This window comes from Endozoicomonas sp. ISHI1 (genome assembly GCF_024606225.1).
In the GTDB taxonomy this organism is placed as follows: Bacteria; Pseudomonadota; Gammaproteobacteria; order Pseudomonadales; family Endozoicomonadaceae; genus Endozoicomonas_A.
This window is the reverse complement of the sequence record NZ_JAGRPU010000022.1, coordinates 19,597-35,067: the sequence shown is the minus strand read 5'-3', so window position 1 is coordinate 35,067 and position 15,471 is coordinate 19,597. Positions and strand designations below refer to the sequence as shown.

Here is a 15,471-nt window from a genome sequence, read left to right as displayed (position 1 = left end):
GATTCTGAATCACTCATCATGAGCAGACTTCAATGACACATCCAACGAGTCACAAATCGAATTCAAATTCATGGTGCTGAAAAACTCGCCGGTAATTATTTTCAGCTCATCGCCTCTGAGCACCACAGCGTTACTGGCGTTGAGTACATGCCTTAAGTAGGTATCCTTAATGGATAGACTAAACGAGGTGCTATGAATATTAGACATCATGGCATACAACTCTTCTGGTGAAGATGGATCATGAGCGCCATAGCTGTCACGCCTGTTAGACGTGAAGAAAGCACGGACCCAACAATAGGTTAAGCTACCGCCTTTCGAGTGTGTCACTCCATACAGGTAGTGACTGAGGGCTTGCTCAATCGCTTGTCTGCATTTGTGTTTTAAATCATCCAGAAGTTCTTTTTCCTCCGATGACAACCAAAGGGGTTCGAGAATGAGGTCATAACGTAGTTCGATATCGGTCTTTTTTTTCTGATATTCTTCATTTTGAGCTTTACATCGCTGATCTTTTGACAGTCGCACCCGTTCTATATAGTCCATATCATCCACATCGCTAGCGCTGAGACTTTCCAATGCCTTCATTTCATGCTGGTATCGTGCTTCCGCCACCTGAAGTTGATTGAGTTTTTCCAGTATCAGCTTCAGTTCCGGGCTCTTTTCAGCTTTTCGTTGAATCAGGGCTTCGACTTTTTCATCAAGCACTGGTCTGGCAAATTTATACTCCAGGATAATCACCGGGCGGTGGTTCGCTTTACCCGAGTTTAATTGTTGAAATGCAGGATGGTGCAGTAGCATTCGTTCTACATTCGGAATTCCCTCGGGTACGTCTGTCCAGGCGGCCCGTAACGATGAGTGGGTTATTTTTTCTTCAAGGGATCGCGAAAACCCATCATGACAATGAGTGATGAAAAAGGCATTACCTTCTTTTTCCCGGAAGCTTTTATAGTCCAACCGCCATACCTGACTATTTTTTTCCCTTGACAATAATTCCCGGTACCACTTTTTCAGGCTATGTGCGGCTATAACTTTCAGTTCATCGACACCTTCCAGAAGCACCAATAGTTCGTGATATAGATGGACCTTCTTAATATCGTTTTTATCGTTTGGCAGTGGGTCCAGCCAACCCGATAACAGGGCTTCACGGGCAAAGTGAATAACCGAAGGGTTGGCTAAGTCGCTGTTGCTCAGTATATCCACTATAGAATTCGACCATTCTTTGGAGCATGCTCCGGCCTGAACAACCATTTTTGAATGAAGTGACTTGAGTAGCTCAGCGATCTTACAGCCATCATTGTCGGGCAGTATTGCACTTACTGCCTCTGACATTGGGCTATATTGACTCAAATTGTCAAAAGCCATTTCACCAATCAACTTCCGTTCGTAGAAGCCCAATGATTTTGTCTCCTGCGACACCAATACTGAGACGCCCATGGAAAAACTGGTTAAATCTTTTTTCTCCCAAAGGTTCTTTACTATTTCTAAAGCACTTAGATTGGTTTTTGTTAATGCACTCTTTGTCACATGGGCTTTGTCCAGTTTCTCAAAGCTTATGCCGCAGGCTTCAGCCAGAGTTTGCTGTTGCGCTAAACCAACCCCTTTCATGAGATCATGAATCTTCTCTGATGCAGTGCTGAAACTACTGACTTTCTTGTTGGGCTGGAAGTCAGACAGGATTTTTGTCCTCTCGACAGGTGCCCCGCCCAAATCCACTGACTTCCAGGTTTGGCCTTCATCCACGGAATATTCAGCAAAGCCGTGGATGAGGCTACTTATTTTCCGACAAGGAATCCCGAAATAACGACAAAAAGCAATAAAAACAGGCACACGATGACGACAGCTACCTTGCCGCTTTGTTACCAGAAATTGAAAGAAATTCTTACCGCTCTCCGGTTCAGCCTTACCGGAAAAATGTTGGCAATACTTTGTGATCGCCTCAATGCGTTGCGTCGTGTCGTCGGCGTATTTAATGGTCCGCAAAAGCTTCTGTATTCTGCGTGGGTGTTCGCCAATAGTCGTAAACAGCTCGTCCAGTACTGTTTTCATACCTTCTGAACATTGGGCATCAGATAGTGTTGATCGTGCAGGCTGGACTTTTTTAGCACGTGTTTTTCCGCCAGGTTTTCTGGGTTCTACGATATAAGCAACTTCAATACTTTGTTTGCCTTTGGCCCCTGGAATGGACAGCGTATGAAGCCCGGTGTATCGGTCCCTGACCAGGGTAAATTCCGGTTCCACAGGTTGCCTGAAGAAGCTCATTGCCCGACTGCTCCATCTCAAATCTTTTATACGCAGGGCCACGATATAGTCGTCAGGCGTCAGGCTGGGCAATGCATATTGACCATCGTCTGATGACGCTTTGAAGGTTGCCAGCGTTTGATTGTGGGCTAATATCAGTTCCTGATCACGCCCCGGTAGCCGATCAGGTATAAGGGTTTCGACTCCCTGAATGTTCTTGCTAATCTCGATCAGTTCTACATCACCCTTGGCAGTCACTTTAATATCCATCGCCCGGTAGCGATACATTGTGGGTGAGTAGTCTTGCGTATCAAAAATTTTACATTCGTCAATTTGTGGCTTCATCAGGCACTCATAATTCGTGTCCTGGTCCAGGAAGGTGGTCTTTGTCTTTTCGACTTCCGGGCTGCGTTTTTCCGAAGCGTCATCACCACCGATAGCTAAAGCTTCGTCAGTATAATCGTCCACCCGATGGTTCGGCAGATCACTCATCTGATGCCAAAATGCAGACCAAAATTGAACGGCATGGGCGTTCCATGCCTCTATGCGCTTATCAGCCTCCCGAAGATAAGGTAGGGAAGCTGATGCATTCAGGGTTTGTTCCTCTTCTTTTGTCAGGGGAAATACGCTATTAGCGTTCACACCCGTCCGGCCATACTCACAAGCAAACCAGCTATGCTGCCAGTATCGGTAAAGTACCCGGGTGAGCGTATCGTCCGACGGGTCCGGCTTCAGGGAAAGACCGGACGCCTGCCACCTGGCCTGAGCTACTCTACTGATTATTTCCGTTCTGGTTTTCTCTCCATCCGGATCAGCCTTGATACGAATTTCATGGCGTTTTTCATCGATACTGTTGAGATGACTGCGTCGTATTAACCAGGGACGATCAGTGCGCGTTACCGTTTGGTTGAACCACTCGCACAATTCATAATCAAGCTCACCCTCACTCATGTTAAGAGCCATGTTAAGAGCCGGTGACTCTGGCAGTTCCTCCAGCAACAGGTTGGCGGCCATCAGATAAAGCCGGTAGTGCTGATTGAGGCATTGATGAAGTCCTTCTTCGGTAAAATCACCTCTTCGCATGACGGCCCTGGCCACATTCTGTAAATCAAGGCTGGTGGGCTGCAACGGCAGTTTTTTCTGTTGCAGGCAAGCCCTCAGACGACAATGTTTCTCGGTCAGCTGCTTAGCCAGGACTTTCCCCTGCGGGTTGTTTGGCAACACTTTCTCAGCAATGGTCTGCAATTCTGCCGGGTTGTATTGCCGGATCGGCAAATGTCGGAAACGCCCTTTCAGCGCCGGTGATAAGGGCTTGCGCCCGCTGTACTCCGGTGGATTGATGGTGGCAAACAGATGGAATCCGGGATGGGCGTCACCGGCCAGAATATCGTTTAACTCACCTTCCAGATGCTGGCTGTCGATCAGATTCATTTCTGAAATCACCACGATGCCGCCATGCACTTTTGCCGTCTGGATCTTTTCACACACTTTGTCCCAGGAACAATCACAGGCATTCAGGGAAAAGACCTCTGGCATGGATTCTCCTTGTTGCCCGGCCTGTCGTTTGACACTTTCAATCACCAGATTCAGAGTGGCGTCTTTACCCCGTCCAGCCGGGCCTTCAACCAGCGTCGCCTGACGACCGTCGTGTTTCCTGTTGAGATGATAAGCCTGCTGACAGCGGCTTAAATCCTGTCCAAGCTGTTGCACCAGCTCATGGACTGCCGATCCGGAGGTATCAAAGTCAGGTCGGGTTTGTCTGGTGAATGTTTTGAAGGCCTGCTGTACATCCAGAAGGGTGGTCTGGTGATGAACTTTGTCGCTCAGGGTGTTGTCTGGCTCGTAACGGGCAGCAAACCAGATTTCCAGTGCTGTCAGGGCATCCTGATGACTCTCGCTGATTTCGGGAGCCAGGACATCCCGAAAGCTTTGCTGGATCAAACCGTTCATTTGCTTACTGGTAACACTGTCGTTTACCGGTAGCGAACAATCCAGATACCAACCCACCCAACTGCAGATATCCGTTAAATCCCTGGGGGTAAACTCATGCTCTGGCAACAGTTCCTGATAATATTGCCAGAGTGTCATCACACTCTCGGTAGCACTTTGTGCAATGTCGTTTATTTGAGTCTCCGGCAGATGCCGTTGTAGCTGCCTGACCAGAGCCGGTTCCACCACCCTGTCCCGAAGGAAAGCCCGGTCCAGGCGAGGGTAGTAGGCTCTGGGCAGTTTTTCTTTCAGGGTCGGGTCCAGCTGGCGCCCGGCGTAATGATCCGGGTTACCGGTGAGAATCACCCGGTGTTTTGAGCTGACCTTGACAGGATGACCATTCACATAGATGCAGGGTTCGGGTTCCCATAAGCCGTTCAGTGACGCCAACAATCCGGTATTGGCCAGGTTGGCTTCATCCAGAACCAGTGTTAGGTATTCTCCGTCTTTGTCGTGTGAGGTAGTGGCCCATTCCATCAGCATCCGGTTTTGCTGCTCCATAGAGCGGTCACCATCGGCGCGCTCTTGCCATTGCCAGCGTTTCATCAGGGTCTGTTCGCTGTCAGAAGGTCCGAGGGAAATGACCGAAGCCTGCCCTGAAGCCTTCGCCACTCTGGCAGAAAAGTAACTTTTTCCGGTGCCGGTTTCTCCCTGCAAGAATATAACAGGAGAGTCCGCAAGTCGGTCATGGAGTCGGGATAATCGACGACTTTCACGATCCTTCTGACTCACCTCGCCGTGATAAAGATCATGAGCCAATGATGACAGTGGCTGATCAGCGGAACCCTGCCATTGCAGTGATTGAGACAGCCGATTTTCTACACGTTCAATGCCCACTGCATCAGAATGTGCTGTTCTGGCAATATGAAAACAATCGCTGGCAAGAGCGAGAATGGCATCGGGTCGGGTCTGCCCCGGTGACAGAGGTAACTGCCAGCCAGAAGCCAGTGCATCTTGCAAACGTTTAATCTGTCTTGAGGGTCTGATGACTAACCGTTGGTAGGGCTCTGCTGCTGCCGGATCGACTGCCAACTGGTGCGCCACTGCCTCTCGTTGTTGTGCAGGCGCCCAGGCCACGATCATGGCACAGAGCCTGTCCAGAACTTCTTTTTCACAGCTCCATGGTGGAAATGGACTTTCATAGGACAGTTGCAGTTCAGTGTCCTTAAAGACTGCCGGGTCAAAGGCTCTGGCCAGTGGCCACAGGTTCTGCTCCACAAACGCTCTATCCAGCTGCGGGGCACTATTAATGATGTCATTTAACCGATCCGGGTCTACCGAGGCAGTTTGATCCTCATCGGGCTTTCTATGGGCCCCCGGCGTTTTATGAGCATCCGGCAGTAAGTGCCAACAGACCACTTTCATAAAGTCACGCACTAACGGATTCTGTCGGGTGCCATGGGTGATGACGCTATTGATAGCCTTGCGCCAATGGCTGGGCAGGAGCTGTGGCGACTGGTCTACCTGCTGCGCTCGCCGGGCAGCCAGTATCAGGTTATTCAACAACCCTTCAGTGACCTCAGGCAGAGGGTTACAAAGGTCAGCAGGCACGGTTTTAAACGCTTCGTAAAGTTGCTGAAGTGCCTGTTCGGGCAGTTCAGTTCGGGAGATATCATGCCTGCCCCCATTGATATCCCAGATATCGACTTCAGGACAGGGTTCACCCCTGGCAACCATTGAACTGAATACTGGAGACGGGCTTTTCGCAGACTCAGGCCAGAGCACGGTGACATGAGCTTTCGGGTAGGCCTGTAATTGACCATTAACCAACAGAGGCTGCCCGAAAGCCAGAGGTTCCAGAAGCTGCTGAAGGTTTGGATTACTCTCGAGTCCCCGCAATAAAACCGGCTTGCCAGAGGTTAAAGCCTCCTGCAACTCACTTGGACACCGTCCAAAATGTGCCTTTTGTTCTGAGGTGATATGAATATTATCAAACAACTGGCTCAGGCCGGTCTGCTCATTGACTTGAATCACCAGAGGTGTTTTCTGATCATTGATCCAATGACTGGCCTGGGCAGGTTGCTGATACGTGACGGTATTAAAGGCGGCGTGACCTTCCATTGAGTGCTCATGGTTTTCTGCCAATCCCAGGGCTTTCGGCTGTCCTTTTGTGTCAGTAACCCGCAGTCGGGGTTCCAGACCGGTGGTCTTGCGAATCGTCTGCAGCGAACCCAGTAAACGAAACCAGAGTGCCTCAGTGAGTGGGGACGTTACTGTGACGACACCACCCGCCCGAACTTGTTCCAACAGAGTGGTGTTAGGTATGGCATGGCCTTCCGGGGTAATGGCAATCGGGCTCAACCATTGGGTAATATTACTCTGGTTAATGATGATCGGGTTTCCTGGCGCTTTACCGGAGCAGGACAAGCTTTGGAACAAGGAATGAAACTCGCCCTTACCTACCGGCATTTGATAAAACTGAACATCGTCGGGTAACTGACAGATCCTCCCATTGCTCTCAAAGCTCTTTTGTACCAGCATCTGTCGAATCGTCTGTTCGAAGACCAGGTCCTGCCAGTTGGCTCCTTTCAGAATCACCCTTTGTCCGGCCCTCAATGTTTCAAGCCTGCCGGGGATGTGCTGGATTCGCCCCTGTTTGTCGACCCCGGGGCCACCCATAAGCAAGTATCGCCAGTTACTGTGCAGGTGGCAGTCAATGAGAACGGCATTACCATCATCCATAGCACTCTTGGCGCTGGGGAGTTCAGCCAATAACGGAGGAACCTCGTTGATGTCCATCAATGATTCATCGCTGGTCTTTGGGTCGAACTGCCAGGTATTTCCTGGTCGATTAATTCGCCGCCAGAAATCAGCTCCCGGAGCACCGTCAGTCTGGCCAACGGATGCCAACTGTTCAGGGTTTGCCAAAACCAGCAGAGCAACATGCTCTCCCAAGGGTCGTTTCTCCTGGCTGACTTTGTCGTATAAACAGGGGTTGTCCGGGTCCAGCAGATCGTTAAATTTTGGCAGCTCCTCACTGGTGAGTTTGCGGATATCTATCACCAGGGTGAGCGGCTGTGAACCTTCAAACAGTTTGCCTGAAAGGAGAGTGTGGCGACCATCGTCAGAAATGCTCAACCGACTCACCAGACTAGCCTGTGAGAGGTCATCGGGGTGGGAGATAAGGATGACATCCTGATGTGCATCGCCGGTCTGAGCCACTAAAAGCTGTCGAACCTCATCATCACTAGCGACAAAACGAAAATCGAAGGAATGAGAAGCTCTGGAGAGCGAGGAATCTGTTCGGGATACAGTTCTCGCTTTGTCAGGCGACACAACCGGAGGTGATGATAGGGTTAATTTGGAGGTGAACTGTTCGCAGATTGTTACCTTCTTTTCTGACGATAACTCCAGCTTTGCTGTCTTGGTTGGCACGCCACTGTCAGGCACCTCACTACCAGAAATGATTTTGTTTGTTGTTGTGCCAATCTGACCATCCATAGTCAAACTCCCTACTGCAATTTGAAGAAATTTATCGAAAGTGTTTAGTTATAAGACTTACAAAAAGGACGAAAGTTTCACCTGGATTGTTACCCGTAACCATTAAAGGAAGTCATCGGTCTCGTAAAACGCATCGTCACCAGACTGCTATTAAATATCCATTGAGTCATAAAGAGTCATAAATCGAATTCAAATTCACACTGTTCAAAAACTCATTGGCAATTTTTGTCAGCTCATCGGATTTGAGCACCAGAGCGTTACTGGCGTTGAGCGTCTGCCGTAAGTATTCATCCTTAACCGATTTCTCAAACTCATAAGAGCACTCAATTTCAGACATCATGGCGTACAGCTCTCTTGGTGAGGATGGATCATGAGAGCCATAGTTGTTTAAAAAGCGTGGCCTGTTGATGGTAGCATTGCCCCAACAATACGTTAAGCAGCTGCCTTTCGAGTGTGTCAACCCATATAGATAATGACTGAAGGCCTGCTCAATCGCTTGCCTGCATTTCTCTCTTAAATCTTTCAGAAGTCTTTGTTCCACATCGGACACTTCAAGGGACTTTAGACTGTCTTGGTAATCGCTTTCGATAGTACGTTTTTTTTGCTCATATATTTTTGTTTGATCTTGAGATTTCTCACCAGAAGGCGTTCGCGTTAATGCGTCACGGCTTTCTTTTCTCAATTCATACAGAGCAGTATTGTATTGTTTACACTTCGCCTCATATTCATTGTTTTTTTTCACTAACTGCTTCAAAACCGGATTGTTCTCAACTTTTCGTTGAAGCAGGGCCTCGGCCTTTATATGAAACAACTCTATGTTGCTCCAGAAAGGTGTCCCCATGATAATCACCGGACGGTGGTTCGCCCCTCCTGAGATTAACTTTGGAAACGCCGGATGGTGAGCCAGCATTCGTTCTATATTGGGAATGCCCTCAGGCTCGCTCCTCCAGGCGGACTGAATAGATGGATAGGCAAGTTTACATTCAAGGGATGATGAAAACCCATCATGACAATGACTCAAGAAGAAAGCATCATCTGAACCCTCTCGAAAGCGTTTATAAGCCAGCAGCCATAGCAGACAATTTTTTTCCCTGGACAATAATTGCTTATACCATTTTTTCAGGCAACGGGCGGCCTCAACCATCAGTTCATCGACACCTTCCAGGCGTACCAATAGCCAATGATGTTTAACAGCACTAATAATATGTTTCTGATAGGTCGGCAATGGATCCAGCCAACCCGATTTCAGGACTTCAAGGGCAAAGCGATTAACCGAAGGCTTGGCCAAGCAACTGTCTTCCAATATTTTTACCATTGCGTGCAACCACATTTGAGCACCAAAGGGAACCTGATCAATTATTTTTGGATAGAGAGACCTGAGTAGTTCAGTGACCTGATCTTCATCACTATTGGACAATATTTGTTTGACTGTCTCAGGCATCATTCCCAAAATATCGTCGTAACTATTCAATACGTTTGTCTCTGGCAATTCGATTATTGAGACGCCCATGGAAAAACTGGTTAGGTCTCCTTCACTCCAAAGGTTCCAGACTATTTCGGAAAAACTTAGATTAGTTGCTAGCAATGCACTGTTTGTCTCAAGGGCTTTATTGAGTTCCTCAAAGCGTATGCCACAGGCTATAGCCAGAGCTTGCTGTTGTGCTAAATCAGCCCCTTTCATGAGATCCTGAATCTTCTTTGATGAAGTGCTGGAACTACCGATTTTCCTGCTGGGCTGGAAGTCAGGTATGATTTCCGTTGACTGTAGAGGTAGCCCGCCCAAATCCACTGGCTCCCAGGTTTGACCTCCATCTCCGGAATACTCGGCAAAGCAGTGGATACGGTTATCAATTTGCCGGGATGGAATCCCAAAATAACGACAAAAAGCGATAAAAACAGGCACACGATGTCGACAGCTACCTTGCCGCTGTGTTACCAGGAATTTAAAGAAATTGTTATGTTTCTTTGGTTTAGTATTACCGTCAAACTGTCTGCAATAGTCCGTGATCGCCTCAATCTGTTGAGGTATGTCTTCAGCGTCGTTTATGGCCCGCAAAAGCTTCGGGACTTCGCGTGGGCGTTTATCAATGGTTGTAAACAGCTTGTCCAGTACTGTTTTCATCCCTTCTGAGCAGCAGGCATCAAAACGTTTTGATGGTTCTGGTCGGGATTCGGTTGGTGTTTTTCTGTCTGTTTTTCTGGATTCAACAACATAGGCAATTTTAATCACCTGTTCCGCTTTGGCCTCAGGAATAGACAGTGTGTGAAGCCCGGTATATCGACCCCTTACCAGAGTACATGCCGAATGGGGTTCGATACGAAGGGCAACGATATAGTCGTTAACCGTAAGGCTGGGCAATCGATATTGACCATTCTTCGATGACATCTCTATGGTGGCCAGTGTTTGATCGCTTGCTAATACCAATTCCTGATCACACCCCGGTAATGGTTCCGGTGTAAGGATTTCAAACCCCTGAATATGTTCATCATTAAAATCGGTTAGTCTGATATCGCCCTTGGCAGAGACATCAATATTCTTTGCCCACCAGCGGTACATATGGGAAGAATGGTTCTGTGTATTGAAAATTTTATAATCGTTAACTTGCGGCATCTCAAGGTGCTGATAGTGTGTTTCCCGGTCTAATTTCTCAGCCTGTTTCTTGCGGACTTCTGGAATGTATCGTTCAGGCGCTTTATCACCCCCAACAGCTAACACTTCGTTAATAAGATCTCCAACCCAACGGTTTGGCAGATCGCTCATCTGATGCCAAAACTCCGGCCACAATCGAACTGCATTTGAGTTCCAACCCTCTATTCGCTTTTCAGCCTCTCTAAGATAAGGCCGGGACGCTGATAATTTCAGCGTTTGTTTCTCTTCTTCCGTCAGGGGAAATACCTGATTAGCATCCACGACCTTCTGGCTGAACTCACGATCAAACCAGCGTTGCTGCCAGTGTCGGTACAGTGCCCGGGTGAGCGTATCGTCCGACTGATCCGGCTCCAGGGAAAGACCAGATGCCTGCCACCTGGCCTGAGCCATCATTTTGATAATTTCTTTTCTGGCTTCCTCATCATTCAGATCAGCCTTAATACGAATTTCGTAGCGTTTTTCATCCACACTGTTGAGATTACTGCGTTGTATTAACCACGGACGATCAATGTTCGATACCGTTTGGTTGAACCATTTACAAAGCTCAGAATCAAGCCCGCCCTCTCTCATGGTAAGAGCCGAAGACTCTGGCAGTGCCTCCAACGATATTCCGGCAGCCATCAGATAAAGCCGGTAGTGCTGATTAAGGCATTGATGCAGCCCGTCTTCGGTAAAATCACCCCTTCGGATGACGGCCCTGGCCACATTCTGTAAATCAAGACTGGTGGGCTGTAACGGCAGTTTTTTCCGTTGCAGCTCAGCTCTTAGACGACAATGTATCTGAGTCAGTTTTTCAGCCACGGTTTTCCCCTGCAGGGTCTGTGGTAACACTTTCTCAGCAATGGTCTGTAATTCGGCCTGGCTGTACTGCCGGATGGGCAAATGTCGGAAACGCCCTTTCAGTGCCGGTGATAACGGTTTTCGCCCGCTGTACTCCGGTGGATTGATGGTGGCAAACAGATGGAATCCGGGATGAGCGTCACCGGCCAGAATGTCGTTTAACTCACCTTCCAGATGCTGACTATCGATCAGATTCATTTCCGAGATGACCACGATGCCACCCTGCACTTTTGCTGTCTGAATCTTTTCGCACACTTTCTCCCAGGAACAATCACAGGCATTCAGGGGAAAGACCTCTGGCATGGTTTCTCCCCGTTGCTCAGCCTGCTGTTTGAGGCTTTCAATCACCAGATTGAGAGTGGCATCCTTGCCCCGTCCAGCCGGACCTTCAATCAGCGTCGCCTGACGTCCGTCGTGTTTTCTGTCGAGATGATAAGCCTGCTGGCAGCGGCTTAGATCCTGTCCAAGCCGTTGCACCAGCTCCTGGACTGCCGATCCGGAGGTATCAAAGTCAGGTCGGGTTTGTTCGGTGAATGTTTTGAAGGCTTGCTGCATAAGCTTCAGGGTGGTCTGGTTATGAACTTTGTTGCTCAGAGTGTTGTCCGGGTGGTAACGGGCAGCAAACCAGATTTCCAGTGCTGACAGGGCATCCTGATGAGTCTCGCTGATTTCGGGACCCAGCACATCCCGAAAACTTTGTTGGATCAGACCGTTCATTTGTTCCTTGGAAACACTGTCGTTTACATGCGGTTCACAACTCAGATACCAACCCACCCAACTGCAGATATCCGTTAAATCCCTGGGGGTAAAATCGTGCTCTGGCAACAGCTCCTGATAATATTGCCAGAGTGTCATCACACTTTCGGCGGCACTTTTTGCAATTTTATTGACTTGATCGTCTGGCAGATGCCGTTGTAACTGTCTGATCAGAGCCGGTTCCACTACCCTGTCCCGAAGGAAAGCCCGGTCCAGGCGAGGGTAGTAAGCCCTGGGCAGTTTCTCTTTCAGGGTCGGGTCCAGCTGGCGCCCGGCGTAATGATCCGGGTTACCGGTGAGAATCACCCGATGTTTTGAGCTGACCTTGACAGGATGACCATTCACATAGATGCAGGGTTCCGGTTCCCATAAGCCGTTTAATGACGCAAGCAACCCCGTTTTGGCGAGGTTGGCTTCATCCAGAACCAGGGTTACATATTCACCGTCTCTGTCGTGTGTTGCCTTGGCCCATTCCATCAGCGCCCGGTTTTGTTGCTCCATAGAGCGGTCACCATCGGCATGGTCTTGCCACTGCCAGCGCTTCATCAGAGTCTGTTCGCTGTCAGAAGGTCCAAGGGAAATAATCGAAGCCTGTCCTGAAGCCTTCGCCATTCTTGCGGAAAAATAACTTTTCCCGGTACCGGTTTCCCCTTGCAGGAATATAACGGGTGAGTCCGTAAGCCGGTCATGGAGTCGGGATAAGCGACGGCTTTCACGATCTTTCTGATTCATTGAGCCGTGATAAAGATCCCGGGCCAGTGCCGACAATGGCTGACCAGCGGAACCGTGCCGCGTCAGTGATAGGGACAGTCGGTTTTCGATGCGTTCAATGAGTTCTGCGTCAAAATTCTCTGTTACATATTCTCCCCGGGCCAAGTGAAAACAATCGGTGGCCAGAGCGTGAATGGCCTCGGAACGGGTCTGCCCCGGTAGCAAAGGTAACTGCCAGCCAGAAGCCAGTGCATCTTGCAAACGTTTAATCTGTCTTGATGGCCTGATGGCTAACCGTTGATATGGCTCTGCTGCTGCCGGATCGACTGCCAACTGATACGCTATTGCCTGTCGTTGATGTTCTGGAGCATGGGCCACGATCATGGCACAGAGCCTGTCCAGAGATTCTTTTTCAGCCCCACATGAAAATGGACTTTCATAAGACAGTTGCAGTTCATTGCCCTTAAAGACTGCCGGGTCAAAGGCTCTGGCCAGTGGCCACAGGTTCTGCTTCACAAACGCTCTATCCAGCCGCAGGGCACTATTAATGATGTCATTTAACCGATCCGGGTCTACCGAGGCAGTCTGATTCTCAATGGGCTTTCTATGGGCCCCCGGCGTTTTATGAGCATCCGGCAGTAAATGCCAACAGGCCACTTTCATAAAATCTCGCACCGACGGATTCTGTCGGGTGCCATGGGTGATGACACTATCGACAGCCTTGCGCCAGTGGCGAGGCAGAAGCTGCGGGGACTGGTCAACCTGTTGTGCTCGCCGGGCAGCCAGTATCAGGTTATTCAGCAATCCTTCGGTCATTTCAGGCAGAGGGTTACAAAGGTGACGAGGTACGGTTTTAAACGCTTCGTAAAGTTGCTGAAGTGCCTGTTCGGGCAGTTCAGTCCGGGGGATATCATGCCTGACCCCATTGGTATCCCAGATATCGACCTCAGGACAGGGTTTACCCTTGGCAACCATTGAACTGAATACCAGAGACAGACTTTTCGCAGACTCAGGCCAGAGCAGGGTAACATGAGCATCTGGGTAGGCTTGTAATTGGCCATTCACCAACAGAGGCTGCCCGACAGCCAGAGGTTCCAAAAGCTGCTGAAGGTCTGGATTACTCTCGAGCCCTCGCAATATAACCGGCTTGCCAGAGGTTAAAGCCACCTGCAACTCACTTGGACAGCGTCCAAAATGCGCCTTTTGTTCCGAGGTGATATGGATATTATCAAACAGCTGACTGAGGCTGGTCTGTTCATTGACTTGAATCACCAGAGGTGTTTTCTGATCATTAATCCAATAACTGGCCTGGGCAGGTTGCTGATACGTGACAGTATTAAAGGCGGCGTGACCTTCCATTGAGTGCTCATGGCTTTTTGCCAATCCCAGGGCTTTCGGCTGTCCTTTTGTGTGAGTAACCCGAAGTCCGGGCTCCAGACCGGTCGTCTCGCGAATCGTCTGCAGCGAACCCAATAGACAAAACCAGAGTGCTTCAGTGAGTGGAGACGTTACGGTGACGACACCACCCGCCCGAACTTGTTCCAACAGACAGTTGTTAGGAACAGCATGGCCTTCCGGGGCAATGGCAATCGGGTTCAACCATTGGGAAATATTAGTTTGGTTAATGATGATCGGGTTTTCTGGTGCGTTAACAGGGTGTGACAGAGGTTGTGACAGGCTGTGGAACAGTGAATGAAGTTCGTCCTTCCCTAACGGCATTTGATAAAACTGAACATTTTCGGGTAACTGCCGGAGCTTCCCATTGCTCTCAAAGCTCTTCTGCGCCAGCATCTGTCGAATCGTCTGTTCAAAGGCCAGATCCTGCCAGTTGGCACCTTTCAGAATCACCCGTTGTCCGGCCCTCAATGTTTCAAGCTTGCCGGGGATGTGCTGGATTCGTCCCTGTTTATCCACTCCGGGACCGCCCAGTAGCAACTGGCGCCAGTTACTGTGCAGGTGGCAGTCAATAAGAACAGTATTGTTGTCATCCATAGCGCTTTCCATAGTGCTTTCGTCAGAGGAAAGTTCAGCCAATACCGGAGGAACCTCATTGATCTCCATCGATGAGTCATCGCTGGTCTGTGCATCAAACTGCCAGGTATTGCCCGGTCGGTTAATTCGCCGCCAGAAATCTGCACCCGGTGCATCGTTGGCCCGCCCAACCGATGCCAACTGTTCAGGATTTGCCAGAACCAGCAGATCAACATGCTCACCCAGGGAGCGTTTCTTCTGGCTGACTTTGTCGTATAAACAGGGGTTATCCGGGTCCAGCAGATCGTTAAATTTTGGCAACTCTTCACTGGTGAGTTTGCGGATATCCATCACCAGAGTGAGTGGCTTTAGACCGTCAAACAGCTTGCCTGAACGCAGAACGTGGCGACCATCGTCAGCAATGCTCAACCGGCTCACCAGATTAGCCCGTGAAAGATCCTCGGGATGGGAAATAAGGGTAACATCCCGATGTTTATCGCCAGACTGGGCAACCAGAAGTTGTCGAACCTCATCATCACTGGTGACAAAACGAAAATCAAAAGAGTGAGCAAGCCTGCGAAGCAAGGAATCCCCTAAGGACAGGGTTCTCGCCCTGTCAGGCATTGCACCCGGAGTCGGCGACCTATTGAGTCTGACAGTTACGCCAGTAACCTCTGCAATCTCTGGTGGTGAATCCAGCTTTGCTCTCCTGTCTGGTAAACCACTACCAGGAACAGGTTCCTTTATTTTCCCGCCAATCAGACCATCCATAGTCAATCTCCCTCCTGTCATCTGAAGGACTGCATTGAAATTGTTTATTGATATGACCTTCAGAAAGAAGGAAAGTTCGATTTGGATAGTTGGCCGTAACCATTAAA

General features: G+C 49.3%; 2 protein-coding genes. Both read right to left on the bottom strand.

Annotated features, from left to right (window positions below; all coding sequences use genetic code 11):
- Nucleotides 1-9 precede the first annotated feature (9 nt).
- Nucleotides 10-7,665: an AAA family ATPase gene (locus tag KBW69_RS14445; RefSeq protein WP_257281315.1), complete on the bottom strand. Its 7,656-nt coding sequence runs from the start codon at nucleotides 7,663-7,665 to the stop codon at nucleotides 10-12.
- A 166-nt stretch (nucleotides 7,666-7,831) separates the two neighbouring features.
- Nucleotides 7,832-15,364, bottom strand: coding sequence for an AAA family ATPase (locus KBW69_RS14440; RefSeq protein ID WP_257281314.1), 7,533 nt, complete (start codon nucleotides 15,362-15,364; stop codon nucleotides 7,832-7,834).
- Nucleotides 15,365-15,471: the final 107 nt, after the last annotated feature.

Coding starts and splice junctions, on each gene's coding strand:
- KBW69_RS14445 (WP_257281315.1), bottom strand. CDS start 7,665: ATGGATGGTCAGATTGGCACAACAACAAACAAAATCATTTCTGGTAGT.
- KBW69_RS14440 (WP_257281314.1), bottom strand. CDS start 15,364: ATGGATGGTCTGATTGGCGGGAAAATAAAGGAACCTGTTCCTGGTAGT.